We start from the raw sequence: 26999 nt of genomic DNA on the forward strand, positions 1-26999 counted from the left end.
GAAGCCATCCATTGCAATTTCATATGATCACGGGCGGTCCACGCCCCGTCGCACCGTTCAGCCATGCCATCGAAACGGCTGGCTTCGTTTTCGTGACGGGACAGATGCCGGATACGCCGGAAGCTCCCGGCGTGCTGCCTGAAGGGATCGAGGCGCAGACACACGCAGTGATGAAAAATCTTAGGCTTGTGCTTGCTGGGCTCGATCTTGGCCTCGAGCATGTGGTCATGAGCCGGGTCTATCTCGAATGCTTCAAGCGCGACTACAAAATCTTGAACGAGGTCTATCGCAGCTATTTCGCGCCGGACCGGCTGCCGGCGCGAACATGCGTGGGTGTCCAAGGCTTGGCCTACGACGCGCTTGTGGAAATCGATTTGATTTGCCGGCGGCCGGCATGATTGCACGAGCTGACGTATGCCAATCTTCTGGTTAGATCGGCAATAGTTTGGGCCAACTTGTATCAGTTAGCGCCATAGCCGAGGCTTACTTGGGCACACCCACATGTCGGGCTCTATGGCGCCCGTGGGGCAGGTTTCAACGCCAAGGAGATCAAAAGCTTATTAGGTCCGGCGGAGGTTCGGCGGAAGGCGGGAAGCTGGGCTTTTTTGACTGCACCGAGATCGGGCAAGTGCTTTGCAATTCCTCGAACACAATTGACCTCTACAAAACTCAGTATGCGGAAGCCAATGACTGCAAGCAGAGTTCGGCAGCACACTCCCGCCAAGGCGACCTCAACTCTGAAAATAAATCCACGATCGTTATCGGGAGCGGCGTGAGCGTCCACGAGTGAGGTCCATTGCAAGTTGCACCTCAGTCGACTCTGCCGGAGGCGATTCATGGGTCCTCGACGAGAGCTCTTGGGCTTGCGAAATCGCCGCTCGGCGAACGCAGGACCTCGGCGTAGTGACCAGCCCACGCTGACTGCCTGAGAGCAGCCCCTTGAACTCGTGGCGGCGGCGTTCGTAGGCAAACATCAAGTTGGGTTGATGGTTCTCAGCAGGTGCAAAGCTGTTTTCTCCGAGGTGTGGGTGCTGAGCCTTCGGTCGAGCTAAGCTTTTTGAGGTTTGGTGGAAAGCATAACTGTACCTCTCGATAATTGCCCTTGATCGGCTGGCAGCCGCGTTTCAAGCCCAAGACAACACGTGAGATATGGGCCCAACCCCATTTTTCGAATATTGAAGACCATGCGTTGAAGTTGATTGTTCTTCTTCGGCCGACTCCTTGCCGGGATCGTTGTTTCGACTTCGGTCCCACTTGCTTGGGTCACGGGCGGCGGGTCAATCCCGTACACATTCAAGTCCAGTTGCCATGGCCAACGAATTTCGACGTCGATAGGCTCTTTTATCAGGCGAGGCGTCAGGAGTTTGCGCGCGCCGGACAGACTCACCACGAGACCTGTTGTGCTTCTAGGGACTCGCAGGTAGCGGACCAGGGATTTGCCCTGACCAATGTCCACCAGTCGTTGAAGCGGACGTGACGATGTCTCGATGAGACGAATGATGTCCCAATCCCGTGGCACCGTCTTCAATGCGATCGTGAGCGCACAGAGGCAGTCCCTTTCCAAACGAGCGTCATCTTCCAGGACCAATGCGTACGGAAGGCCTCTCTCGACGATTGAGCGGTAAATAACGAGATGGCTTGCGGAGCAACCGATTTCGCCGTCGCTCATGCGATTGTCATAGAACGTTTGCAGCCAGTCAGGAACAGCGCGCCCGTCGACCGCAGATATCCTTTCGGCACGAAGTCCGGCGGTTGCGAGTTCCTCTTCGAACCGCACGCGTCGAGAGTGATCTCTATCCAAATTGATGTAGAAGGCGGGGATCGACAAATTGGGCATGATTGGCACACCGCTTCCTTGCGCTGTTGCCAACGATAGGTGTCACCCGATTGCGCGATTCGCTATAGAGCGTGCCAGTTATAAACGTTTTCTTCGAAGCCAAGCGCTGACGACACATCGGACCGCTCTTTCTCCACATCTTCTCTTGGCGCGGTTCTGGCGGATTTTTCCCGCTGCGGATTATTATCAGGCACGACGACTGCCAGTCAGGTGAAAATCGAGCATGCAGACATTGACGGTCGCGATGCGACACCACATTGAGGGCTTCCTCGCGCAATTCGCAGGAACCAAAGCGGTGTTCGTTCCTAATGAGGGAAATGTTGGCGATTGTTTGATTTTTGCGGCTACGATGAATGCCTTCGCCAAGGCATCTATCGACGTTGATGTGGTGGACAAACGCGCGGATTTTCGTAACCGCGTCGTGTTTTTGGGGGGCGGCGGAAACTTGGTCGGTGCGTACCGAGGAATGCGAGAGACGATCGAAGCCTGCCGACAACAAGCCGACCGCATTATTTTGTTGCCGCATACGATAAGAGCCAACGTCGACTTGCTTGAATCACTCGATGACCGCGCGACGATCTGGTGCCGCGATCTCAGATCGTTTCAACATGTCCGTCAATCGAACCCGAGCCTGGACTGCCAATTGGCGCATGACATGGCTTTCCACTGCGATATCCCGCAGTTCATGAGCGACGAAGCTTGCAATAGGGCCGGGCCGGCAATGCTAGCGGAAAAGCTAGCATTGCATCGCACGAGCCTGGATAAAATATCGAGCCTGCCTGTCGTTCGATTTATGCGCACCGATCGCGAGGCGCGATTGTCGCATATTCAAACAGACTTAGACGTCTCGAGGGCGTTCGGATGCGTTACGGATGCCGAAACGTCGAGACTGGCGGCTTGGTGTTTCCTCAAGACGATTTCCGTCGCAAATAGTGTGCTCACCGATCGCTTGCACGTGGCAATCGCCTGCGCGCTCCTCGAAGTCGATTGTGAGCTGGTTGACAATAGCTACAATAAGAACAGGGAAATCTACGCGCATAGCCTGAGCCGCTTCGATTGGGTTTCGTTTTCGAAAACCGACGACGTGGAAGTGCCTGACATTCCATCTGCTAAATTATCATTGGTCACGAAAGTTGCTCGCCGTACCCAACGCTTCAGAGACCGTTGGTTGAATGGCGCTTTGCGATGATGGGAATGCTAGGCAGCGGCCAAGATTATTTCACCCCCGCTCGATCGCTTGAGTTAGTAGCTGACGAAAGTCGGTCCAGAAATCCGCATTTGATCGCGGAAATCGATTTGCGGATTGTTCGGAATAATGTCGAGGTCATCAGGAAGACCACCGGCGTTTCCGTTCTGCCAGTTGTCAAAGCGGATGCCTACGGGCTGGGAATACGGAGAGTCAGCGAGGCCATAGCTGATCTCGCTGACGGTTTTTGTGTGTTTAGCGCTTCGGAAGCAGTTGCGGTGAACCTGGCCCATCGTACCAATAGACGGGTGCTCGCACTGGGGCCGCCGGAAAGCAATGATCCAACAGACTACATCACTCATCGCATCACGCCGACAGTCTGCAATCATCAGCAGGCTCGGCAGCTTCGTCGCGCTCAGCCTGCGCTATGCGTTGATACTGGAATGCAACGCTTTTCCTGTCCCCCTGAAGACTGCCGCGAAGCCTTGACCGCAGGAGATTGTCGCGAGGTCTTCACGCATGCCGTCGAGCTGAGGCAAGTTGAGCAGCTGATCGACGTGACGAGCGGTTGCGATCTTCCACGTCACGCGGCGGCCAGCGGATTGCTTCATCAAGCGCTTGCCGTTCTCGACGCCGTGCGTCCGGGATTGGCGATGTATAAAGGTGCAGCCAATATTTCTGCGCGAATTGTCGAGATTCACCAGTCTCGTGGGCCAGCGGGCTACTCGGGCTTCACTGCGGAACGTCACGGGATCATTTTGGTCGGCTATTCGCACGGTCTCCGTCGAGGTCCCTGCTTAATCAACGGTCGGAAATCACGCTTGCTCGAAGTGGGCATGCAGACCGCTTTCGTCGAACTCGACGCCGAAGATCGCGTCGGCGATAGGGTTGTCCTGCTCGGCGACGGTCTGACGGAAGCGGACCTCGCGCAATACTGGAACTGCGGCCCTCATGAAGTCCTGACAGCATTATCCTCGGCTGCCACGCGCCGTTACCTCCAGTAAATTACGAGCGTCACGGATAATTTGGAGAACTCGAATGGCGGGTCTCAAACTGCGCATTTCTAACGATGGGCTTCGCCGCGAAGTCATAAGTAACGGTGAGCTTCCTCCGCTTTTTTTTGAGATCACGCCGCGCGACAACGCGAGTGCTCCAGCTTTCGATGGTGGCGATTTTGCTCTGATCGCGATGCTGCCGATTGCGATGCATCAAATGGTGGATTTGCATGCCGAGTTCGAATTGGACTCAACACTTCTTGACGGCCTTGATCATTATCAGGAGGTTTGGCACTCCTGGCGGCCCGACATTTATAAGAAGAAAATTCAAATCACGTCGGACTCAGAATCCTATCGCGCAAATGCTGGCCAGGTTACAAAGCGCGCCTTGGTTGCGTTTTCGTCGGGCGTAGACAGTACCTTCACGCTAAGTCGTCATGCCCACAACGAGGCTGGCAGGGCAGTTCGCGATGTCGCGACCGCTGTCATGGTTCATGGATTCGATATGCCTCTCGACGAGGCCGACGGGTTCGAGACAATGGCCAGACATGGCTCGGCGATATGTAGGGATCTGGGAGTTGATCTCGTCACTGTTAGGACGAACTGGCGACGCCTGGTAGCAAATTGGGAAATGACGTTTGGCGCTGGTTTGGCTTCCGTCCTGCATCAATTTTCCCTCCAACACAATCTTGCATTAATCGCAACTGAGGAAAGCTATCAGAACTGTTTCCCGGTTTGGGGGAATAGCTTTTGGAGCGATCGCTTCTTTTCTTCTTCGAAGCTGAAGATTGAATCGGACGGTGGCGCTTTCGATCGAATCGAGCGAGCGCGTTACATTGGGCGTTATCGGTCTCTTATTCCTCACCTTCACGTCTGCTGGGCAGGACCAAGGACAGGCAAAAATTGTGGTGTCTGTCCAAAGTGCATTTTGACCAAACTTAACTTTGTAGCGGCAGGTGTTCCGGAGCCATGGCCATTTCCGCAACCGCTGACCACCGGCTTGATCAGCGAGATGCCTCTAAAAACGCGCTGGCAGAGGCAATTCCTGGAACTCATTTTGACGAAGATGGAGGCTCAGCCGTCTGCAGACCCACAGATTGTTGCCGCTGTAAGACGTCGACTCGGCGTGGAGCAACCGCAAAAAGATCGCAAGTTTTCACCCGCCGTTTTGAAATCGGCTCTTTGGTCATCGTTTACTAGAAAAAAGGGGTAAACTTGCCCAAGCGCCGAAAAGCCTTGGGCTCCAGCGATCGACGCCGCTCCGCAGTGCGTTATCAGGCAATCAGCAAGCGCGCCAATCCAGTTTCGCATTCCAAAACCGGCACTGGAAACGCAGCTGGCGGCGGAAGAAAAAGAACGCGAGCATCCGTTTTATCCAAATGGGAAGACGTGATGACTAGAAGATAAGCGCGAAGGGCTACTTAGATACCGCGTTCGCGTGGGATGCGATCTGCCTCGGCAATTCTCTTTCCAGCAACGACGCGATAGCACGAACACGTGGTGGGATCGGTCTCATCGCGGAGTAGAGCAGATTGAGTTCGAAGCCGGGGACCGTTAACTCGGGTAGGTGATGGTTGGCCCGGTCGATGACTTCAGCGCTCAGGTCCCGCTTCTTACTGACGGACGCCGGGCAAATTCAATTGCGGATCGATCACCGAGCCTAATTAGTGCTGCATCAAAAAAGGCGACGCGGAAGCATGCAACCAATGACCCAATTCGGCTTGTCGACGACCTCGTGGATTCGTAACTCCCCGACCAACCCCAACATTGCATACGCTTCGAGCTCGCTCACGTTTTGCGATCGTGCAAGGGGAGCGATTGCCCGGCGAACCGCGTCGCGAGTAGCGGTCATCATATCGGGGCCGATGCCTGTAAAGATGCGATAGCCTTCCTCCGCTGCGAATGTATCTCCTGTCAGAATTTCAGGTGCTTCTATGCCCGCGTTTTTTATCAAGTTGATCTTGAGTGACATTTCCATCGGACATTCGATGGCGGTGCCATTGATTTCCCCGTCGCCTTGAATGGCATGACCGTCCGCGGCAGATAGCAATGCGCCGTCATTAAAGATAGGCACATACAGCTTTGCGCCGACTCCTAGATAACGGACATCGATATTGCCAGCCGCATTGGTTGGAGTGATGGAAGCGTAATCGCCGTCCTCGCCTGGAGCTACACCGATGCAGCCGATCATCGGGCGTAATTTGAACTTCGCTCCATTAGGCATTTCGATGTGGTCGCGATCAAGCTCCCAGATCTTTAGATAGGGATCCGTGATTTCGTCCGAGAGAAGACCGAAGTCAGGTAGGCATGCGTTCCAACCCCAGCTCAAAATCTTGAGGTCGAGCACTTCAATTTCAAGAGCATCCCCCGGAGAGGCACCTTCAACGTAGATCGGCCCTACCAACGGGTCGAGCTGGCGATAGTCGATTTTAGCGATGTCTGCCGTGGTCGATGCGCGCGTGATCTCGCCATTGGATGCGTCGGGCGATGAAATGGTCACCTGATCTCCGGGCTTGATGAACAGAAGCGGCTTTTGCGTTCTGTTCCAGGTTTTGTGAATGCATTTTTCGGAAAGACAGTAACAGGCGCTAGTGGCCATTGGGGCGGCATCCGGATTTCGGTTCCTACTCAAAGTCGTCAGGCTAACAAAGTGCCATCAATCATTGATGAGGGTTCGACGTTGTGGGGGATAAGTTTGGCTTCCACCATGAAGTTGGACATAGCCTTGACGGCTTCAGAATAAGGCCCGGGTTTTTCCGGTGTCCCGATGAGCTGGATATTTTCGGGACGCGAATACATTTTGACACCGGCCCACATGCCCGCGAATTCATCGACCTTGACGTCCGAATGCTTCGCCATGATCGCAAATGCCTCGTCTTTATTCGTACTTACGAATTCGAGGGCGTCGTACCACGCATCCAAAAGGCGCTTCACGTCGTCCCTGCGCGACTTCAGGATGTCGTTGCGCGCCGAGATGATGTCTATGATCAGGTTCGGAGTATCTTTGCTCGTCACCAGCGCCGTGCCGCCCGATGCGATGCCTTGAGAGGCGAACGGTTCCCAGGTCACGGACACGTCGATAGCCTTCGCTACGAACGCCGCGCCTGCGTCTTGCGCCGACATGTTGATGATGTTGACGTCGCTCTCCTTTAGACCAGCTTTTTCCAGCACTTTGCTGAAAAAGAAATGGCTGACAGAACCAATCTCAAGGGCAACCTTTTTGCCCTTCAGATCCTCAACTTTGTCGACGCCCCGCGCGATGATGATATCGGCTCCGGCTGACGCGTTCGTCAGAGTGATGACTTTAGCCACTGGTGATACGGCGTCGATAGCCAGCACGTCGGCTGTATTAAGGGCGCAGACGTCAAGGCTCCCCGCAGCCAGCGCTTGCCGTGCGTCGGTTTGCACCGTGAATTGTGTAAGCACAGCATTGAGCTTGTGCTTATCGCCAATCTTCTTCTCATCCATGATCCAGAATGGCATCCAGCCCACCCAGATCGGAATTCCAACTTTGAGAGGCGCATCGGCAAAAGAAAACTTCGTACCGAACGTCAAACCAGCGGTGGCACCCGCCAGAAGACCAAGCGCGCCGCGGCGAGACACAATTCCGGCGACCATCGAAAATCTCCTTTTCTGACGATTTCGACGAAAATGGCGGACCGGATGCCCCGCGTCTTGGAAGAAAGCGCAGACTTTTAGAAAGGCGCAAAAATTCCAGTGCGTCAGGAGCGCACATTCTTGCGATATTTCGCCGGCGGCAATCCCTCGTAACGGCGAAATACCGAAGTCAAATGGGCTTGATCGACGAACCCAGTGGCGTGCGCGACCTCCCAAATCGTCATGGTGCTGTTGGCAAGATAGTCTTTGGCGCGATCGATGCGCATTCTGATGAGGTATTGATAGGGCGTTTGGCCGGTAGAGAATTTGAAGGCGCTTGCGAAAGAACGTTCTTTCATCTGTACGCGCTTGGCCAAGTCGGCCAAGCAGAGTTCGTCTTCAAGGCGATCTGAAACAAAAGCATGTAGCGATGCTAGTTCTGAACGGGAAAGGCGTCGGCCTTTTTGGCTACGAATTGTTCCGTCTTGAGACCGCCGAACAAGCGCAGCCACGAGTGCCATTCGCATTGAATCGGCATACAACGCGCCGTTACCATTGTTTTCCCGGGCCTCGAGCCAAAGCGCACGCACGATTTCGGATAAAAGCGTATCCTCGAAGCCGTCTTCGTAAGCCAGGCGCGGAGAGAAGGGCGCATCAGAGTGCGCTCGCCAAGGCTCAAATGCGTTCTGTGGCAGCGTCAACATAAGATGCTGCATTGGAGCGCTCATCCAAAAGTCTGCGGAGACATTTGGAGGAGTGACGGGAACGAACATCCCCGCACGAAAATATTGTTTTCGGGCTCTTAATCCATCAAAAGAGGAACGAATGTCGCCGCACCCGCGAAGCACAAAACATAGGACAAAATGATCGCCCGCCGGGTCTGCGCTGCCGCCAGCTGAGAAGTCGACGAGATCGAGGCGCAACGGCACAGCGCCGGCAGTCCGCCAGGATTCCCGCACGTCAACAGTCGCGGCGCAGGTGCTTGCCATAAGTAAGGACTGTCCGAATTACGTCTTGCAGTGTCTGGGCAGGTCCAGCTTATGAAGAGATAACGCAGACGCCAACGGCAAAAAGACATCACGATGCCCAACGAATAGCCATCTTAGCAGCCGATTTATGCAATCGCCGCCGTCACCGCCCACGGGTTTTCACTCGTTATCAGGCTGGCTAGAGTTTTCGTAGCGCGCCGGAGAACATCATTATTTTCCGCTGCCGATAGGCAGACGCGAACGGCATCCCGGGCGTTCTTTGGATCCAAGTTGAAGAACGCCGCCGGACTGACTCCCACGCCGCGTAGTTTGGCTTCCGCAGCAAAGACCTCGCTTGGCCACTCCTCCGGCATGTGCAGCCAAACGTGAAAGGCGTTTGCGTTAGATGAATAATCCAGGCCACGGAAAGCCTGCTCGGCGATGCGTTGCCGTTCCGAGTTTTTTTCTTGTTGCGCGCTCTCTAGATGCGCAATGAGACCGGAACGCACGAGCCGAGCCGCAATCTCGGCCTCGATGGGCGGCGCCATGAGTGTGGTCGCGCGCAGCGCAGTTCCAACTGCCCGACGCCACTGCTCGGGCACGCGCATGTAACCGAGGCGGAAGCCTGGGCCGCAGCTCTTGGAGAAACTGGTGATATAGATTGCTTGAGAGCTGAGCCGAACGGACAGCGGTTCACGTCGCGGCGACATGAGAAATCCATATACGTCATCCTCGACCACGGCGATTTTGTAACGTTCGCAGATTTTAGCGATCGCTTTTCGGCGCGCGGGTGGCATGATCGTAGTGGTCGGATTATGCAGGGTGGGTGCACAATAAAGCACCCTCGCGTGGCTCGAACGCACCTTTTCTTCGAGCGCGTCCGGTACCAATCCCTCGTCATCTATCGTTACGGGGATGACGTTGCGGCCAAGCATCCGCGCCGCGGTCCGAGCGCCGTAAAATGTTGTCGCTTCCATGAGGATACTATCCCCAGGCTCGGTTAAAGCCGCAAAGGCGATTGCAATTCCGTGCTGCGCACCGGCACAAACGACGACATCGTCGCCCCCGGCCTTCACGCCTAAAGTCTCTAGATAAGCGGCTCCAGCCGCGCGATGTGAGACGGTCCCAACGTCGCTTTGCCTGCCGAGAAGCGCTCCGTAATCGAGGTCGCGAGCGACTTCGTTCGCAAGCTCGCGCAAGTTTGGAAGGGGCGGAGCGCCAGCAGGGAAGTTGTGCGAGAGATCAATAAATGGCGCACGGTTTGTCGCCGCAAACGATGACGCAGGCGAATCGGGAAGGCTCGCGAGTACGAAGGTTCCCTGGCCAACGCGAGCTTCCGCGAGTCCGCGCCGCTGAATTTCCGCATACGCACGCGTTACGGTAGTCACGTCGAGTTCCAACTGGTCGGCGAGTGAACGATGTGTCGGCAATCGGGTGCCGTTGAGAAGCTCGCCGCCGTCGATCGCTCGCGTCACTGCGTCTGCGATTGCGAGATACCGCGGCCCTCTGATGCGCCTGACTTCCGAAATCCATTTCATGCAGCATCCACGATCTGATCGCTTTGATTGTATGGATTTTTGCGCGCCTATAAAGACACTTTGTCTGCATATATTGGGAGCACGTCGCCGAACAGTTGGGCAAATAGCTCCTTCGTACATTCGCACAAGCAGGACGACCAGGTGCCGATCCCACAGATTTACTCGAGGAAACCGAATGCTACATCGCGTGACGAGTTAGCGAGCGGCGTGGCACATGCTTTGCAAAATTCCATGCAGACACTTCGGCTGTATGGATCAGTTCATGTCGGCAAAAATTGCGACTACGGGATTGAGCTTTTACATGGTCCCGAATGCCCCGGAGCCGGTTGCCACATTCTCGCACGCAGTTGAAGCCGGAAGTTTCGTGCACGTCACAGGGCAGATGCCGACATATCCCGGTGAACCCGAACGCCTCATCGCTAATGACATAAAAGAGCAGACGCATCGGGTGATGGCCAATCTGCATATCGTGCTCAAAGGGTTGGGCCTCGAGTGGTCGAATGTCGTGCGAGCCGGTGCCTACCTGACGAACTTCGAAGACGATTACGCCAGTTTCAACGAAATCTACTCGAGCTACTTCCCGGCGGACCGGTTGCCGGCACGGACATGCATCGGCGTAACTGCGCTCGCGCGTGGTGCGCGCGTGGAGGTCGATCTCGTGGCCTTCAGGCCCGCTGCGCGGTGAGGGGGCGGGACTGATGAACCAACCCGGCCTGACATTGCAAATACGCCGCAACATACCGACACGTCGCTATCGTGTGCTTGCCGTCGTCGGATTTGCGCTCTGCCTCGCCGTTTGGGGCTTGATCAGCGCCTCGGCGATCGTCGATCCGGTGTTCCTGCCGTCACCCGTCACGGTAGCACGCACGATGACGGAGATTTTTAGCGATCAAACGATCTGGTCGGATCTCTGGGTCAGCTTCGTAAGAGTGACGATCGGCTTTTTGCTCTCGGCCGTAGTCGCTTTGCCGATGGGGATCCTGATAGGATCGTTCAAGCCAATTGAAGCCATTGCGCAGCCGGTCACCGAATTTGTTCGCTACGTTCCTGTCCCGGCGCTCATTCCAATTTTGATGGTGACGCTAGGCATTGGCGAAGAATCCAAATGGGCGCTGATTTTCATCGGCACTTACTTTCAACTCGTCCTTATGGTCGCTGACGAGGTTCGACGTGTCCCATACGAGCTGCTGCAAGTCGCTCAGACGCTCGGCGCGAAACGAGGGGAGATTATCAGTCGTGTTCTCTGGCGATCGGCAATGCCCGGAATTTTCGATGCGCTTCGTCTCTGCAACGGCTGGGCCTGGACCTATCTGATCGTCGCTGAACTCGTTGCAGCAAACGAGGGGCTGGGCTTTCGTATTCTGAAATTCTCGCGCTTTCTGCAGACACCGAAAATATGGGTGTATCTGATCCTGCTCGGCGCGATCGGCCTGCTTCTCGACTTACTGTTTCGCGCGCTCAACCGCCGTTTGTTCAAATGGGCGGAGAGCGGAAAATGAGACCGATCCTGGAGGTTCAGGACGTATCGAAAGTCTATCCCACCGATAACGGGAGCGTCGAAGCCCTACGTCCCACCTCGTTCAAAGTCGAGCGCGGAGAGTTCGTCACGCTTATCGGTCCATCCGGCTGCGGTAAGACGACGATGCTTTTTATGCTCGCAGGCCTGGAGGAACCGTCGGACGGTTACATGCTCGTCAATGGCCGACAAGCCATCGGGCCAGGCGCGGACCGAGGCATGGTTTTTCAGAACTACACTCTCTATCCGTGGCTGACCGTAGCGCAGAACGTGCTTTTCAGCGCGACATTAAAGACTTTCCGCCAGGACGGAGGGGACCTGAAAGCCGCCAAGGAACGATGCGACGCGCTTCTCTATCTGATGGGGCTCGAAGCGTTTGCAAAGGCCTATCCACGCGAGTTGTCCGGGGGGATGAAGCAGCGCGTCGCCATTGCGCGAGCGCTGCTTCCGCGCCCGGCGATCCTTCTGATGGATGAACCGTTCGGTGCTCTCGACGCGCAGACGCGCGAAGAAATTCAGCAGCTAACCGCGCTTTTGACGAGGCACGAAGGCACGACCGTCTTGATGGTCACTCACGATGTTGACGAAGCGCTTTTTCTATCGACGCGTACGCTCGTGTTCTCACCTCGTCCGGGCAGAATCGTTGAAGACATTTCGGTTCCGTTCGGTGAAGTCCGCACACTCGATTTAAAGCTGACCCCAGAATTCATATCACTTAAGCGGCGCATGCTTGGCCTTCTTAGGCGCGAATCAGATGCAAACCGCGAAGACTATTTGCAACGGCTGCTGCAGGTGCAGGAGCCAGAAATGTCTGATGTGAGCCACCGGCCTAAAGCGCGAAAGGAAAGTCTATGAAAGCTGCGTTCAGAGTATTGGCAGTCAGCCTCGCCTTTGGATTTTCGGCCTTAACGTGTTCCGCCGTCAACGCGGATGGGCTGAAACCTTATAAGGTCGGATATAACAGTTGGATCGGCTATATCTCGCTCTTCATTGCGAAGGAAAAGGGCTTCTTCAAGGACGAGGGCTTGGACCTTCAAATGCAATCGTTCAGCTCTCCGGGGGATGGACTGGCACCGCTGCTCGGAGGGCAGCTTGACGCGCATTTTACGACGGCTGACAGTGTTATCACTGCGCTGGACAAAGCTCCTGGTCGCCTGGAGATCGTCTATATGACAGACACCTCCGCGGGCGCCGATGCGATCCTTGCGAAATCGGATATTGCGACACCTGCCGATCTCAAGGGAAAGACTGTGGCCGCGACCGCCGGACAGTGCAATGAACTGCTGCTGCGAAAGGCACTCGCGAAGTACGGCTTAGTACCGAGCGATATCAAGCTGACAAACATGAATCCGGACGATGCAGGCGCCGCCTTTGCCGCCGGCAAGCTCGACGCAGCGGTCACTTGGGAGCCTTGGATTACGAAGGTTCAGGGCGAGAAGAAGGGTCACGTTATCTTTTCATCCAAGGAAGCCCCGAACCTGATCCTCGACGTCGTTGCGATCAGTGACAAGACGGCGAAGGATAAGGCCGACGAGACCAAGGCGTTCCTTCGCGCGTTGAACAAAGCCAATGAACTGGCAATCGCCGATCCCAAGGCCGCTTCGGAAATCGCAGCGAAATCTCTCGAGCTTAAGCCCGAGGAGGTTCTGGATATGCTTCCTAAAGTGAAGCTCTACGGTGCCACCGATAATGTCGCTCAGATGAAGGGCCCGGCGATTGAGGTCGGAAAAGAGCTCGCAGCGTTCTTCAAGGAAGTCAAAGTCAACGACGGTGTCGTTGATACCTCAAATATCTTCAACCCGTCCTTCATAGGCAAATGAGCTATGGAGCCACTCTATAGAGCCATGCCTGCCGGCAAAGTGGGGACGCAAAACACGGCTTTGCTGGTCATTGACATGGAGCGCGACTTCATCGACGCGGGCGCGGTTCAAGAGACACCGGGAGGGCGGGAGATTATCCCCGCCATCAATAGGCTCATAAACTGGGCCAGAAACCACGCGCTCCCCATCATTTTCACACACGAAATGCATCGGTCGGATCAAAGCGACTACGGGATCGAACTTGAGTTCGATCCCGTTCACTGCCTCGAGGGCACGCCTGGTTGCGAGTTGGCCGAGGGGCTGAATGTTCGTCCCGAAGATTGGCGCATTCGAAACAAGCGCCGTTATGATTGCTTCGTCGGGACCGACCTCGATATCCTCTTGCGCTCGCGCGGTATCAAAAACCTTGTCTGCTGCGGAGTGACGACGCACTGCTGTGTAATGAGTACGGTTTATTCGGCCCGCAACCTGGATTATCGCGTCATCGTTCCGACCGACGCCGTCGCCGCTGTTTCTCCCGCGCATCAAGCCGCCGCGCTACTCTGTATGAGCGACGTATTTGCCTATCTGTCATCGACAGCCGCAATTACGTCATGGCCAGTCGTCGCGTGCAGCTTCGACACTTCAACAGTTGGTCATCCTCAGCATGTCGTTGCCTGAGACGTCCTTGGGGTGCCGGGAGGCGGTCCTCTACGCATCAGGCGAAAAGGGCTGCATTTCGGCGCCCCATCACGCCGCAGCAGAGGCTGGACTCACGATCCTTGCCGAAGGCGGTACCGCAATCGAGGCTATGGTTGCGGCCGCGGCGACTATCGCTGTTGTCTACCCACATATGAATGGTCTTGGCGGCGATGCGTTCTGGTTGATAAAGCGCAAGCACCAAGAGCCCATCGTCGTCTCGGGCTGCGGTCGCGCAGCCGAGCGGGCAACGGTGCGCTACTATCACGATCGCCGTTATGATGCGCTTCCGACGCGAGGCCCTGACGCGGCGCTGCTCGTTCCAGGTGCGATATCGAGCTGGAAGCTGGCGCTAGACCTCGTTCCCCCCACTCGGCGCTTTGCATTGGAGCGTCTGTTGCGAGATGCAATCGGCAAGGCGATCGGTGGCTGCCCCGTTTCGCGCAGCCTTGCCTCGACTCTCGAAATCTTCTCGCCCGAGCTCAGCACGATTGAAGGATTTGAGCAGGTATTCCTGCCCGATGGGCGAGTGCCGGGCGCAGGCGAGATTTATCGCCAACCGGCTCTTGGAGCGACTCTCGGTAAGCTCGCGGGTGAAGGTCTCGATAGCTTCTATCGCGGCACGGTTTCGAAAATTCATGCGCAGTTCCTTGAAGAAGCGGGCACTCCGCTTCGGCTCGAAGACTTTCAATCTTACTCGGCTGAGTATTCGAAGCCGCTATCTCTGCCTGTTTCTGTGGGAACGCTCTTCAACACCCCGCCGCCGACGCAGGGTCTGGCATCTTTGCTCATCCTAGGAGTTTTCGACCAACTGGGCGTGAGCACGGCCGACGAAACTTCTTATATTCATCACCTCGTCGAAGCGACCAAGTGCGCATTCGCGGTTCGAAACGCCAAACTTGGCGACCCCGATTTCATGGATGCTAGGCCATCGGAGTACCTAGCACCCGCGCTTATCTCCAAAGCCGCAGCATCGATTAATCCGGCGAAAGCGGTACCATGGCCTGGCCCATCGCAAGTCGGGGGCACAATATGGATGGGCGCTGCGGACAGCGAGGGCACCGTCGTGAGCTTCATACAAAGTTTGTTTTGGGAGTTTGGCTCAGGCTTGGCGTGCCCCGAAACAGGCATCGTCTTCGAGAATAGGGGTGCCGGATTTTCGCTTGCGAACGGACCTAATCAGCTAGCGCCGCGGAAGCGTCCCTTTCATACCCTCAACCCCGCAATGGCCGAGCTCAATGATGGTCGCGTAATGGCATACGGGACAATGGGTGGCGACGGGCAGCCGCAGACACAAGCGGCGTTGTTTACGCGTTACGTGCTCTCAGGCCGTCCCCTCGCGGAGGCGATCGACGACCCGCGCTGGCTTCTCGGCAAAACGTGGGGAAACAGCAGTCTTTCGCTAAAGCTCGAAGGACGTATTTCAGGTCAAACCGAAGAGCAGCTCAGCCGACTAGGGCACGATACTGAGCGCGTCTCCGATTACTCTGAGATGATGGGCCATGCCGGCGCGGTGGTTCTTCACCCTTCGGACCATCTGGAGGGTGCAAGCGATCCTCGCTCGGATGGCGCGGCCCTCGCGATATGACAGCGATCCGCTAGGTCGAAATCAGAATAAGGAAGGAAGCTTTGGCAAAATCATTTATTGACGCCGATCCCTACCCCTGGCCACACGACGGGCACTTGCAACCACAAACAACGGCGTTGCTCGTTATCGACATGCAGCGCGACTTTTGTGATCCGAATGGATATTTGGCTGCATCGGGCTACGACATTCGCACCACCCGCGCGATTGTTCCAAACGTCGCTTCTGTTTGCCAGAAAGTCAGAGACTGGGGTGGTTTAGTTGTCTACACGCGGGAGGGACATCGACCGGACCTCAGCGACTTACCGCCGTTGAAGCGCTGGAGGTCGGAACGAGGCGGAGGGAAGATAGGAACGCCCGGGCCGATGGGTCGTTTGCTCGTCAGAGGCGAGCATGGCTGGGACATCATTGACGAACTCAATCCGCAGCCAAGCGATGTCGTCGTCGACAAGCCCGGTTATAGTGCATTTTTCGCTACCGATCTCGAACGCATCCTCAGCACGCGAGGTATCCGCAATCTTATCCTGACCGGAGTAACGACCGACGTGTGCGTGCACTCAACTCTGCGCGACGCAGTCGATAGAAATTACGAATGCTTGGTCATCGAGGACGCGTGTGCTGCAAGCATTCTTGACAACCATGCTTCTGCGTTAAGTACCATCGCGACCGAGGGCGGGATATTTGGTGCGGTGGCAAAATCCGACAGTCTTAGGCGGACGTTAGGAGCAGCCCTTCGTGCCTGAGAGCAACCCGTAACTGCGTGGGCTACGTCTGCTGCCCGCGCAACGCACGCGAGTGGGGCCGCCCAGCACGAGATTGAGCTTCTTTGACCAATGACGGCGAGAAGATGATCGGCCAATCGCCAGGGCTGGCACCTCGCAGAGTAGCAGCGAAAGGTAGCAGCGAGTAAAGAAAGCCCTTGTTTCTCAATGGCTTTCTATAAAATCAATGGCTTAGCTTGAATTGGCGCCCCGTAGGGGACTCGAACCCCTGTTGCCCACGTGAGAGGCGGGTGTCCTAGGCCACTAGACGAACGGGGCCGGCGCAGTGCGACGTGTAGTCGACTGTCGGCAGCCGATCAAGCCCCGTCAGCGCGGCAATCACGCCAAACCGACGCATCCGTTCGGCAGGCTGCGAACCGATCTGAAGTGGGAACGGCAACTCATGCCCCCTCGATGTCCTTCGACAGTCTCATTGAGCAACCCCGGTTCAATTCCGCGGCAATGTCTCGGTCGGTTTCAATTCAATGACCCGTTGCCCGGTGTCCGTATCCAGAATTGTAATGCCGGGGCCCGATGGCCCGTCGTGTTGAATAGCAAGGCGGTTGCCTGACAGGGACATCGAAACGATCTTGGCGCCTTTGGGCAGTTCGAACGACACCGACGCATCTGTGCCAGGGACGGCTACGGACCGCGACACAGCCCCGCTTCCCGCCGGGCGCGTCGCTGTCGATATGATTTTGAAGGCGATGGCCGCTAATCCGGCAAAAATCATAAGCCCGAGAACGGCAATGACGATCTTCAGATTGCGTTGCAGCCGCTGTTCGCGCATCAAGTCGGCCGAAGGCGGCTCAGGATGGGTCATCTCTCAGGTTTTCTTTCTGGTAATCACGTGCCGATCGAGGAAAAAACAGCAAGCCACATCGACGTCGTCGCGGGGCCTGAAGATGCCGGCCAGCGTGTCGATCGATGGCTTGCAACGAAAATCGAAGGCGTCAGCCGCGCTCGCGTCCAAGCGCTCATTCGCGAAGGTCACGTCAGCGCGGGCGACACGATACGAGAGCCGCGCACGCCGGTCAAACCGGGCCTGACATACACGGTTAGCATTCCGCCTGCTGAAGAGTCTGGAGTTCAAGGCGAAGAGATCGCACTCGACATCGTGTACGAGGACGAGGACGTCATCGTGATCGATAAGCCGGCCGGCTTGGTCGTGCATCCGTCCGCCGGACACGACGCTGGGACCCTGGTGAATGCTTTGATTGCCCATTGCGGTGACAGCCTCTCGGGCATTGGCGGTGTCAAACGTCCGGGCATCGTTCACCGCCTCGACAAGGACACCTCTGGTCTTCTCGTCATCGCGAAGTCCGACGCGGCACATCAAGGGCTGGCGGAGCAGTTCAAAAGCCACGGCCGGGACGGCCGGCTGCATCGGAGCTATCTTGCGTTCGTCTGGGGTCGACTTCCCAAACCGGCCGGAAGTATCGATGCGCGCCTAGAGCGAAGCCGTGCCAATCGCCTCAAAATCGCCGTCGCGCGGGGAGAAAATGGTCGCGAGGCAAAAACCCATTACGAGGTTCTCGACGTCTTTCCAGGCGAAACGCCGTCCGGCGATATTTCGCTGCTTCGGCTCGTTCTCGAAACCGGGCGTACGCATCAGATACGCGTGCATCTCGCGCATATCGGCCATCCAGTCGTGGGTGACCCCACGTACGGCGCCGGCTTTAAGACGAGACTTGCATCGGTTCGTGCGAATGCGAAAGACCAAGCAACCGCGTTGATGCGACAAGCGCTACATGCTGAGCGACTTCAGTTCGAGCATCCGATTACCGGAAAAAAGCTGAATTTTTACAGCAAATTGCCATTGGACCTCGAACGTCTTGGAGAGGCCTTGCGGCCTATGCCATCAGTGCCGACGGATAAACGCCGCCGGCGGCGTTCGTAAAAGAGACAAGCTCCAAAACCTGGGGTTCGGTGACGGAGCATTCAAGTGGAAGTGACCGGAACCCCTGATGAAATTTTGGATTTTACTACTATGTAACACCCGACGTCGGGGGAGCGTATCGCTTCTCCGACACTGAGAAGGGAGCGCGGGGCCGAACCGGAAACGGGCGAAGGTTCTGCAGAGGGCAATGGCATCAGTAGCAAAAGGTCTTCCGTCCCTGGCCGGCGGTTCGCTCGGCCTGTCGCGGTATCTGGAAGAGATCCGCAAATTCCCGATGCTTGCGCCTGACGAGGAATTTATGCTCGCCAAGCGTTGGCAGGAACATCAGGACGCGGACGCCGCCGAAAAACTCGTGACGTCGCACCTCCGTCTCGTCGCGCGCATCGCGATGGGCTATCGCGGCTATGGTCTGCCGATCGGCGAAGTCATATCGGAAGGCAACGTCGGCCTGATGCAGGCTGTCAAACGCTTCGATCCAGACAAGGGCTTTCGCCTCGCTACATATGCGATGTGGTGGATCCGCGCGTCCATTCAAGAGTACATCCTGCGGTCGTGGAGCCTTGTGAAGATGGGCACCACCGCGGCGCAGAAGAAGCTCTTCTTCAACCTGCGGCGCGCCAAGAGCCAGCTGCAGGCGCTGGACGACGGCGATCTGAAGCCCGAACACGTCAAGACGATTGCGACTAAGCTGGGCGTTCCGGAAGAGGACGTCGTCAATATGAACCGGCGGCTTGGCGGTGACGCTTCGCTGAACGCGCCGATCCGTGCCGAAGCTGAATCCGGCGAATGGCAGGATTGGCTCGTCGACGATACGCCGACGCAGGAAGATCGCCTCGTCGAGAACGAAGAATTGCAACGGCGCAAGTCGTACCTGTCGTCCGCGATGTCGGTTCTGAACGATCGCGAGCGTCGCGTCTTCGAGGCGCGCCGGCTTGCCGAAGAGCCTGCAACGCTTGAAGAATTGTCGGAAGAGTTCGGCGTCAGCCGGGAACGCATCCGGCAGATCGAGGTCCGGGCCTTCGAGAAGGTCCAGAAGGCGGTGACGTCGACGGCTCGGCAGGCGGAAGCGCCTGCCGCCCTTGAGGCCCACCGCTAAAGGACAGTCTTGACGCCGCAACTCACGGCGCATACGCGATGTCCCAATGGGTATTCTGGCGGCGCTGAACGGCGCCGCCATTCTCTTATGGGGTTCGCCACGCCGATGCGGCGCCGATTTGCACTTGTTTTCAACGCGACTGCGGGCGTTGCCCTGCCGAGGCTGCTCGACGGGGTGTTGGGTGCATTGCGCGCAAGAAATGCGGACGTGTTTCAGGTCCCGGCGCGCAGTGCCGAAGAAGCGGCGGACCGCGTGCGGGAACTGGCCCAACGTCACGTCTGCGACGCCGTCATTGCGGCGGGCGGCGACGGGACGTTCCGCGCCGTGGCGACGGGCGCTGCCGGCACCCAGCTGCCGGTGGGCGTCATTCCGATCGGCACGGGTAACGTCCTCGCCAACGAAATCGGGCTGCGCAGGCGGGCAGGGGAGGTGGCCGATGTGCTGCTTTCGGATACTGCGGTTGACGTTCGCGGCGGCCTTGTGAATGGCGCGCCGTTTTTCTTGATGCTCGGCGCTGGATTTGATGCCCGTGTCGTCGCCAAGCTCAGCTATCGGACGAAACGGGCGTTCGGCCGCGGGGCGTATGTCTATCCGGTTTTGAAAACACTCGCTGAAGGTCCGCGACGCTTCGACGTCGAACTGGATGGCCGCAGGTTCGAGGCGAGCTGGACAATCCTGTCGTTTGCCAGCCGTTACGCCAGCGTGTTCGAGCTGGCGCCGGACGCCGGTCTCGGACGCGACAGGCTGATGGCGGTCGTGATGGAAGCAGGGACGCGTCTCGAAACGGCGGCCAACCTCATCTCGCTGGCGTTCGGATGGATTGCCCGGCCCGAAACGCGGCCAAAGGGCGTGCACGTTCTGCCGGTTAATACCGCCCGCATCGGCTACCTCACGACCACGCCCGTTGAGATCGACGGCGACGAAGCGGGCGGGTCGCCGGTCGAGGTCAACGCCGCGGGAAAGCCCGTGCGTCTCCTCGTCCCCAACCGCTATGTTGCTGATCTCACGAAACGTCACGCGAATCGCTTAGCCTATGAGTCGTGAAGCGTTGCGAGGTATGCGGCTAAAGCATGTCCTTACAACATTGTGCGAGCGTCAGAGCGAGAACTAGGGGTCCATGCCCTTCTCTTCTCTGAACCGGATCCAGACGGACCGGCAGATGGCTTCGAACGGCGCGTGGCAGCGATGGACAGGGCTGCCCGAGGGAGCGTCGTTCGTGTCCAGGCTCCACGACTTCACGTCTCTGTCCAACCCTCCCCGCCCCGTCGATACCGAACCCGGAACGTTAGCGCGCCGCTCAGTGAGCCCGAGTGCTGGACGAGCGCGTGCGTTGTCTCGGTATCGGAAAATCCGCTCTATCGAGCGGATGGGCGGTTACCTGGAAGATGGAGTGCCTCATGCAGAAGCGCTGTCACCGGCCAATCGAATTTCTCCGATCCAGCGAAGCGTACTCTTCGCGCGATATGTCGAGGAAACGTTGGCTTATTCTGCTCTGGCGTCAACACCATAAGCATCCTCCATGTAGGAGATAACTGATGCACTGCGGGAGGTCGGTGCGACGATCTCCTGCCACACCAGATACCAAGGCCGGCTTTGATGAGCCGGCCTTTTTTATTTGGCGTTTCGCGACGCCTGCCGGAAGCGCCGAAATATTCGCTGCATCGTCTGCGCCGGCGGCCGGGCTACCCGGAGGGAAGTCGCCGGCGCAATCAAAAAAGCCAGCTACATAGGCAATCTGGCGATGTCGCGTGAGAAGTAGTTGTCGATGGCGGCGACGATCGAATGCGCGACTTTCTCGCGCCATTCGTCTGACTTGAGGTTGCTCGCGTCTTTCGGATTGGTGACGTAGGCCAGCTCGATCAGCACGGACGGGAACTGGGCCGTCTTCAGAACGCGGAAAGCGGCCTGCTGCTCCGGCTCATCGCGAAGCGGCGTGCTTTCCCCCATGTTCTCGATCACCGACTTTGCGAACATGCCCGTGCGTTCGTGCGTCAACTCAACGTCGCGATCGGCGAGATCCGCGAGAATGTCTCTCACGGCATTGACGTCGCCGTTGACGCTCTTGACGGTGTCGATCTCGTCCGGCGACAGCACGTTGCGTGCGATTTCGCCTTTCGCGGAACGCTCAAGCTTTTTGGCGACACCGTCACGCAGCGAATAGATCGTTGCGCCGCGTGCACGCGAACCGCCGTCGGAATAATCGGCGTGGATCGCGATGAAAAGGTTCGCCTTATTTTTTTCAGCAAAGCGCGTGCGCTCGTCGAGCGGGATGAACGTGTCGTCGCTGCGCGTCATCAGCACTTTGTAGCGGCCGGTCTTCTCAAGCAGATCGCGCAACACTAGCCCAAACGCCAGGACAACGTTCTTTTCGACGATGCCGCGCTTCTCCGCGCCCGAGTCATAGCCGCCGTGCCCCGGATCGAGCACGATGATCGGCTTGAAGGTCCGCGCTGCCCGTTCCTTGGGGCTTTCGGCAAGACGGGGAAGCGGGGGTTGGATGCTGAGAGGTGCAAGCCCCGTCCGTGTCGCCACGCCTTTGACGTCGCCTTTAAGCGCCGCGCTGGCCGGGAGGATCGCGAGCGAAATTCTATACTGTCCCTTGTCGTCTTTGGAGATCTCGGAATTCTCGACGACGACAGGCTGCGTGACGCCGATCACGACGCGCATTTTCCCCGCTGCTGCGAGACCGGCGCGCACGCTGCGGACGAGGCCGACAGGTGTCTTGCCATTGAGTTCCGGCAGACGGACGTTGACCTCCGGCAACTCGATCACGACCCGGTTCGGGTTCGAAAGCGAGAAGATCTGGTATTTGACTTTGCTGTCGAGGCCGATGACGAAGCGTGTGCCGGTGATGCGATGTGCGGCAACGGGCACCGGTGCGGGCACGGCCGTCGCCGCCGTTGCTGCGACCTGCAACTCATCGGCGTAGGCGGTGCACATCGCAGCGGCGGCAATGACTGCCGCGAAGACGCCGCTCAATGCGCGTCGAGCCAAACTACGCATTCGTTCCGTTTCCCCCAAGGCGCGCCCACCCAGCCCGTGCGCCACAGATACGATCTGTATGCCTACGGAAGATGGCGTTTTGGCGGTCAAAGTGGCACAAGGATTAAGGTTATCCGGCTCAGCCGGTTAAGCGGCCGTTAACTGCCTCGCTAAAATGCCAGCTATCGAAGCCTCGAAAATCTATTTGCTCCTTAGAGCCCACGCCGCGGCGGCATCCTCATCGCTTTCTCGGGCATCGACCCACTGCGCGCTGCCGTCGCCGAGCGTTTCCTTTTTCCAGAAGGGCGCGCGGGTCTTGAGGTAATCCATCAGATACTCGGCGCCCGCGAACGCATCCTGCCGGTGCGGCGCGCAGGCGATGACGAGCACGATGTTGTCGCCAGGCTTGAGTTCGCCGACCCGATGTATGATCAGCGACGCCGAAAGCTTGAAGCGCGCGCAAGCTTCCGTCTCGATGCGTGCGAGTTCCGCTTCCGTCATGCCCGGATAGTGTTCGAGCGTCATCGAGACGAGAGGCTGGCCTTTAACGTCGCCGCGAACCTTGCCGACGAAAAGCGCCACGCCACCAATGGCCGTGTCGCCGTCCGAGAGTTTCGCCATCTCCTCGGAAATATCGAAATCGTCGGTCGAGACCCGAACGGCCACGGTATCAACCTCCCGTAACGGGCGGAAAGAAGGCGATCTCGCGAGCATTGCCGACGGCCGCCGTCGGCTTCACGTGGGCATGGTCGATGGCGACACGGATTGCTTCGGGCTTGGCAAACGCCTGGTCGAACGGTTGCCCACGGCGCGCCTGCCAGAGTAGCAGATCGCGGACCGTCACGATATCGGCCGGCAGCCTCAGACGCTCTTCGCTGACGCCCGCGCGTTCGCGCAACCACGCAAAATAGCGAAGCGTCACTTCGGGGGCTGATTGTCTGTCGGTCATGTCAGGCTCAGCGATAGATCGCGTGGCGGATACCGGCCTTCAGATAGTCATAGCCGGTCAGAAGCGTAAGGAGCGCCGCAACCCAAAGCAGCACCATTCCGGCCAGCGTCGTGCCGGGGAGCAGCTTCTCAGCGGCCGGCCCGGCCAGCAGGATCGCAAGCGCCACGAACTGGACCGCGGTTTTCCATTTGGCAAGCTGCGTCACATGCACCTTGACGTTCAGCTCCGCCAGGAACTCGCGTAGGCCCGACACCAGGATCTCGCGCGACAGGATCGTCAGAGCCGCCCAGATCGACCAGCTGCCAATGGTGTCCGTATAGACCAGCATGAGGAGCGTCGCCCCGACCAACAGCTTGTCGGCGATCGGGTCCAGCATCCGGCCGAGATTGGACTGCTGCTCCCAGATCCGGGCCAGATAGCCGTCGAGCCAGTCTGTTACGCAGGCGGCAACGAAAATCGCGAACGCCAGCCAGCGCGCAATTTCGCCCGTCCCGAAGAACAGCACGCCCGCAAGCACGGGCACGGCCGCAATCCGTCCGTAAGTTAGGATATTGGGCAGGCTCATTGACAGCGAGCGGTGCGCGACGTGATCCATGGTTTTGGGTAGCCGCAGCACCGCCGGCCCGTCAATCCCCAGTGAGCAAAGTGCGCGCCGATGGTGAACGGCTCAGGGCAGAAAGCCGCAGGAATTCGTTATGACGCCGCAGCCGAAGCCGGAACCGGAACCGGGGGAGGCACAGGATCGGGTGGCGGTGGGGGGGACACGGCAGCTGGCGGTGCGAAAGCCTGCCGACTGACAATGCCGGCCTTACGGAACGCCTCGTAGACTGCAATCCGAAGGTCCGATTGGACCTTCAGTGAATGCGTAATGTCGGGAAGCATGATCCGCAGGGTGTACTCGGTCGTCGTCGGCGTATAGCCGTCAAACGTCGCCAGCGGGGCCGGTTCCCGCAGGATCGTAGGATGCCGCGCAGCGCATTCGTTGAGGATCGGCAGGACGAGCCGGGGATCGATCTCGGCCCCGGCAGAAAATTTCAGCACCACTCGGCCGAGCGCGCTGCGGTGCGTCCAGTTCAAGACGCGGCCGGTAATGAGTTCGGAATTCGGCACGATGAGGCTTGCGCGGTCGAATGTTTCAATCTCGGTCGAACGGACCGAAATGCTTCTCACCGTCCCCTGTTCGCTGCCGACGACGATCCAGTCGCCGACTTTGATCGGCCGCTCGATCAGGAGAATGAGGCCCGAGACAAAGTTATTGACGATCGACTGCAGGCCGAAACCGATACCGACCGACAACGCACCGGCGACGATCGCGAGGTTCGTAATGTTGAACCCGGCGTAAGAGATCGCCATCACGGCGGCGAGCGCCGTACCGGCATAGCCGACCGCAGTGTCGATGGAGTTCGCGATGCCTGGGTCCATTTTCGGCGCGATGAGAATGTTCTCGCGCAAACGCCGCTGGATCATTCGGGTGGCGACGACCACCGCGATGAAAAGCGCGATGCCAATCAGGATTCGCACGATAGAGATGCGGATCGAGCCGACTTCGAAGCCGAAGAATGCCCGTTGCATCCAGTCGCGAATGTCAGGAGCCGAAAAACCCCACTGCAGCAGGAGCACTGGCACCGTGATCAGAGCTACGCCCAGGGTCAGCGCGGTTTCCGTCAGCCAGCCGAGCTGCTTGCGGCGGACGTCATCGAAGCCCATCCGAGCTTCGAGAAGCTCGCTGATATGTCCTCGCGACGTTGTGCTGCCGCGCGTAAAGGCGCGGATCGCGAGGATCAGAAGCATCGCTACGAGTCCGACAACACCGGTCATGACCAATTGCTGCGCCAGGAACCGGCCGAGCGCGATGTAGCCCGTGAGGCAAAGGCCGATGATGGACAACGCCGCAACCCATAGCGGCAGCTTGAGCCACAGCGGCTCACTGCGCGTAACCGGACGCGTGCGCGTCATTTGGTTGGACTCGAAGGGCGTCAGCAGGAGGCCGATCAGTACAAGCGCGAACGCAATGCTCGTGAACAGTGACTGCGCCACGCTCATCGAAAGCGGCAAATACAGAACCTGCGCGAACTTCGACAGGAAGAGATCGATCGAATAGATCAGCGCCAGTATGACGAGAAGCCGCGAGATGCGCCGCGCGCTGCGATCGGAAAGATGCATCAGCCGCCGCTCATGACTGCGCGGCGCGAAGACTGTAATGACCAGCGCGGACACCGCCACGAATACCAGCGATGTTTCAAGAAGGGCCACACCCACCGGAGCGGCGGTCGGATAATAGAGCAGTCCAAGATATTCGAGGCCGCCATAGGCCAGGAAGGCTGCTGCAACACCAGGAATCGCCCGTACCGGCGCGATCCATGCGGCGGAAGCTGCCCGCTGGAAGAACGTCGGCGGGGTTGAATTCGGAGGGGCCCGATAGCGCGTGATCGAAACGACCACGGTCTTGAGCAGCAGATAGAGACCGATGACTGCGACGAGCAGGATCAGGGCACTCGTCTTCTGTCCGGTAACAGCGTTCCACCAATCCCGCGCGTTATAATCAAGGCGCCACTGAATGGCCTCCCTGTGCCTGTGGAAGTCGTTCCAGAACTCGGGAAAGACCGGACTCGTCATCTGCTCAGTGAGGCTGCGTACGAACATTTTGAGGCGCAGCTCGGTGATCTTGTCGATCGCCTGGCGGGCGCGCCACCAAGTGTTTTCGAGCGTCTTAATGGCTCCCGAGACGTCCGCCTCGCGCGCATCAAGCCGCGACCGTTCCGCTGCTACGGCTGGCGTTTCCGACGGTTGATCCTTCGCGGGCGGCGGACCAAGCCGCTTGATCTGCGTTTGAATGTCGGACAAGCGCGGACGCAATGAATCTGCGGTTTCCGTTGTCTTTGAAATGACCGCGTCGAGCTTGTCGCGCAATTGCCCGAGGTCGTCGTCGGCGTTCGAGATGTTCGAAAGCGATTTCTCCGCCCCGTCCATCTGGCCGACGAGATTGGTGATCTCCGCGTTGACCTCCTGAGAAACCGCTGGCGGCGGCGGAGGCGCAGCTGGTGCTGCCGGAGCGGGTGCTGCGGCCTGGGCGGGTGCCGCAGCCGGAGCAGGCGTCGCCGGAGCCCCAGCCGCCGGAGCTGTTGCGGTGGGAACCACCGCAGCGGGGGCCGCTGTTGCTGGAACCGCTGCCGCAGGCGCCGCTGGGGCTGCAGTCGCCGCAGGAGCGGCTGCAGCGGGTGTTTGCGCCGCGGCAGGAGGAGGTGCTGCGGCGGGTGCCGCAGGCGCTGGCTGGGCCGCTGGAGCCGCCGCGGTTGGCTGTTGCGCCGGCGTGATGGTTTGAGCGGGCACCGCCGATTGTGCAGGCTGTGCAGCAGAATGCGCGGGAGCCACGGGCTGTGCCTGCGTCGTGGCCTGCGCCTGCGGCTGAGCCGGGGCTTCCTTGGTTTCCTTGACGGGATCGGCAACTGGTGCCCAGCCGTTCGTGGTGGCGTCCTGGGCGTCGGCCCGCGGTACCGCAAAGAGAATGGCTAAGGTGGCGATCGCAAGTGCACGTCTGAGCATCGGCAGAACTGGAGCCTTTGGAAAGTGAATTGAGCACAAGGGAGATGG

Annotated in this window: 25 protein-coding genes and 1 tRNA gene; 14 read left to right on the top strand and 12 right to left on the bottom strand. The window is 58.2% G+C overall.

The window, feature by feature from the left end; translation table 11 throughout:
- The first annotated feature begins 11 nt into the window (after positions 1-11).
- Positions 12-398 (top strand): RidA family protein, encoded by a 387-nt coding sequence (locus tag RLW55_RS11290; protein WP_423414236.1) that lies wholly within the window; start codon positions 12-14, stop codon positions 396-398.
- A 650-nt stretch (positions 399-1048) separates the two neighbouring features.
- Here RLW55_RS11290 and RLW55_RS11295 read toward each other — a convergent pair.
- The gene (locus RLW55_RS11295) at positions 1049-1870 is read right to left on the bottom strand and encodes a glycosyltransferase family 25 protein (RefSeq protein WP_423414237.1); all 822 of its coding nucleotides are present in this window, start codon (positions 1868-1870) and stop codon (positions 1049-1051) included.
- 190 nt (positions 1871-2060) lie between these two features.
- On the opposite strand from RLW55_RS11295, the gene RLW55_RS11300 reads away from it, so the two are divergent.
- The 3 genes from RLW55_RS11300 to RLW55_RS11310 are packed head-to-tail and all read left to right on the top strand — an operon-like array spanning position 2061 to position 5231.
- Complete coding sequence (locus RLW55_RS11300) at positions 2061-3026, top strand: polysaccharide pyruvyl transferase family protein (RefSeq protein ID WP_423414238.1); 966 nt, start codon at positions 2061-2063, stop codon at positions 3024-3026.
- A 5-nt stretch (positions 3027-3031) separates the two neighbouring features.
- A complete protein-coding gene (locus RLW55_RS11305; protein ID WP_423414239.1) occupies positions 3032-4027 on the top strand; it encodes an alanine racemase in 996 nt (331 codons plus the stop codon).
- A 34-nt stretch (positions 4028-4061) separates the two neighbouring features.
- Positions 4062-5231, top strand: coding sequence for a hypothetical protein (locus RLW55_RS11310; protein ID WP_423414240.1), 1170 nt, complete (start codon positions 4062-4064; stop codon positions 5229-5231).
- 462 nt (positions 5232-5693) lie between these two features.
- On the opposite strand, the gene RLW55_RS11315 is transcribed toward RLW55_RS11310, so the two are convergent.
- From RLW55_RS11315 to RLW55_RS11330, 4 genes are all read right to left on the bottom strand, one after another.
- Positions 5694-6617 (bottom strand): acetamidase/formamidase family protein, encoded by a 924-nt coding sequence (locus RLW55_RS11315; protein WP_414463420.1) that lies wholly within the window; start codon positions 6615-6617, stop codon positions 5694-5696.
- A 38-nt stretch (positions 6618-6655) separates the two neighbouring features.
- Positions 6656-7636, bottom strand: coding sequence for an ABC transporter substrate-binding protein (locus tag RLW55_RS11320; protein ID WP_423414241.1), 981 nt, complete (start codon positions 7634-7636; stop codon positions 6656-6658).
- A gap of 104 nt (positions 7637-7740) precedes the next feature.
- Positions 7741-8604: a helix-turn-helix domain-containing protein gene (locus RLW55_RS11325; RefSeq protein ID WP_423414242.1), complete on the bottom strand. Its 864-nt coding sequence runs from the start codon at positions 8602-8604 to the stop codon at positions 7741-7743.
- A gap of 125 nt (positions 8605-8729) precedes the next feature.
- A complete protein-coding gene (locus RLW55_RS11330) occupies positions 8730-10121 on the bottom strand; it encodes a PLP-dependent aminotransferase family protein (protein WP_409560686.1) in 1392 nt (463 codons plus the stop codon).
- A gap of 289 nt (positions 10122-10410) precedes the next feature.
- On the opposite strand from RLW55_RS11330, the gene RLW55_RS11335 reads away from it, so the two are divergent.
- The 7 genes from RLW55_RS11335 to RLW55_RS11365 are packed head-to-tail and all read left to right on the top strand — an operon-like array spanning position 10411 to position 16463.
- Complete coding sequence (locus RLW55_RS11335) at positions 10411-10806, top strand: RidA family protein (RefSeq protein WP_409563288.1); 396 nt, start codon at positions 10411-10413, stop codon at positions 10804-10806.
- Between the two features lie 13 nt (positions 10807-10819).
- Positions 10820-11620 carry an ABC transporter permease gene (locus tag RLW55_RS11340; protein WP_423414243.1) on the top strand — a complete coding sequence of 267 codons (801 nt, stop codon included), beginning with the start codon at positions 10820-10822 and terminating at the stop codon, positions 11618-11620.
- Positions 11617-12492: an ABC transporter ATP-binding protein gene (locus tag RLW55_RS11345; RefSeq protein WP_423414244.1), complete on the top strand. Its 876-nt coding sequence runs from the start codon at positions 11617-11619 to the stop codon at positions 12490-12492. Before RLW55_RS11340 ends, RLW55_RS11345 begins: the two co-directional genes overlap by 4 nt.
- Positions 12489-13457, top strand: coding sequence for an aliphatic sulfonate ABC transporter substrate-binding protein (locus tag RLW55_RS11350; protein WP_423414245.1), 969 nt, complete (start codon positions 12489-12491; stop codon positions 13455-13457). The genes RLW55_RS11345 and RLW55_RS11350 overlap by 4 nt, the downstream gene beginning before the upstream one ends.
- Before the next feature lie 24 nt (positions 13458-13481).
- Positions 13482-14117, top strand: a complete 636-nt coding sequence (locus RLW55_RS11355) for a cysteine hydrolase family protein (protein ID WP_423414246.1) — start codon at positions 13482-13484, stop codon at positions 14115-14117.
- The gene (locus tag RLW55_RS11360) at positions 14104-15723 is read left to right on the top strand and encodes a gamma-glutamyltransferase family protein (protein ID WP_423414247.1); all 1620 of its coding nucleotides are present in this window, start codon (positions 14104-14106) and stop codon (positions 15721-15723) included. Before RLW55_RS11355 ends, RLW55_RS11360 begins: the two co-directional genes overlap by 14 nt.
- Before the next feature lie 41 nt (positions 15724-15764).
- Positions 15765-16463, top strand: coding sequence for a cysteine hydrolase family protein (locus RLW55_RS11365; RefSeq protein ID WP_423414248.1), 699 nt, complete (start codon positions 15765-15767; stop codon positions 16461-16463).
- 221 nt (positions 16464-16684) lie between these two features.
- On the opposite strand, the gene RLW55_RS11370 is transcribed toward RLW55_RS11365, so the two are convergent.
- Both RLW55_RS11370 and RLW55_RS11375 read right to left on the bottom strand, forming a co-directional pair.
- A tRNA-Glu gene (locus tag RLW55_RS11370) sits at positions 16685-16760 on the bottom strand.
- A 169-nt stretch (positions 16761-16929) separates the two neighbouring features.
- On the bottom strand, positions 16930-17304 hold the full coding sequence (locus RLW55_RS11375; protein ID WP_409560679.1) for a hypothetical protein: 375 nt from the start codon (positions 17302-17304) through the stop codon (positions 16930-16932).
- Between RLW55_RS11375 and RLW55_RS11380 the strand changes: the two genes are divergently transcribed.
- The 3 genes from RLW55_RS11380 to RLW55_RS11390 all read left to right on the top strand — a co-directional run bounded on the left by RLW55_RS11380 (position 17296) and on the right by RLW55_RS11390 (position 20521).
- Positions 17296-18381, top strand: coding sequence for an RluA family pseudouridine synthase (locus RLW55_RS11380; protein WP_414463286.1), 1086 nt, complete (start codon positions 17296-17298; stop codon positions 18379-18381). The genes RLW55_RS11375 and RLW55_RS11380 overlap by 9 nt on opposite strands.
- A 187-nt stretch (positions 18382-18568) precedes the next feature.
- Positions 18569-19477: an RNA polymerase sigma factor RpoH gene (rpoH, locus tag RLW55_RS11385; RefSeq protein WP_423414249.1), complete on the top strand. Its 909-nt coding sequence runs from the start codon at positions 18569-18571 to the stop codon at positions 19475-19477.
- A gap of 105 nt (positions 19478-19582) precedes the next feature.
- Positions 19583-20521, top strand: a complete 939-nt coding sequence (locus tag RLW55_RS11390; protein ID WP_423414250.1) for a diacylglycerol/lipid kinase family protein — start codon at positions 19583-19585, stop codon at positions 20519-20521.
- A 678-nt stretch (positions 20522-21199) separates the two neighbouring features.
- Here the strand turns inward: RLW55_RS11390 and RLW55_RS11395 are convergent.
- The 5 genes from RLW55_RS11395 to RLW55_RS11415 all read right to left on the bottom strand — a co-directional run bounded on the left by RLW55_RS11395 (position 21200) and on the right by RLW55_RS11415 (position 26951).
- Positions 21200-22480 carry an N-acetylmuramoyl-L-alanine amidase gene (locus RLW55_RS11395; protein ID WP_409560676.1) on the bottom strand — a complete coding sequence of 427 codons (1281 nt, stop codon included), beginning with the start codon at positions 22478-22480 and terminating at the stop codon, positions 21200-21202.
- A 180-nt stretch (positions 22481-22660) separates the two neighbouring features.
- Entirely contained in the window at positions 22661-23125 is a 465-nt protein-coding gene (locus RLW55_RS11400; protein ID WP_423414251.1) for a molybdenum cofactor biosynthesis protein MoaE, read from the bottom strand.
- 4 nt (positions 23126-23129) lie between these two features.
- Entirely contained in the window at positions 23130-23408 is a 279-nt protein-coding gene (gene moaD / locus RLW55_RS11405; protein ID WP_013948608.1) for a molybdopterin converting factor subunit 1, read from the bottom strand.
- Positions 23409-23415: 7 nt separating this feature from the next.
- The gene (gene pgsA, locus RLW55_RS11410; RefSeq protein WP_024276208.1) at positions 23416-24003 is read right to left on the bottom strand and encodes a CDP-diacylglycerol--glycerol-3-phosphate 3-phosphatidyltransferase; all 588 of its coding nucleotides are present in this window, start codon (positions 24001-24003) and stop codon (positions 23416-23418) included.
- A gap of 98 nt (positions 24004-24101) precedes the next feature.
- Complete coding sequence (locus RLW55_RS11415; RefSeq protein WP_423414252.1) at positions 24102-26951, bottom strand: mechanosensitive ion channel family protein; 2850 nt, start codon at positions 26949-26951, stop codon at positions 24102-24104.
- Positions 26952-26999: the final 48 nt, after the last annotated feature.

The organism is Hyphomicrobium sp. B1, from assembly GCF_049532635.1.
Lineage (GTDB): Bacteria > Pseudomonadota > Alphaproteobacteria > Rhizobiales > Hyphomicrobiaceae > Hyphomicrobium_B.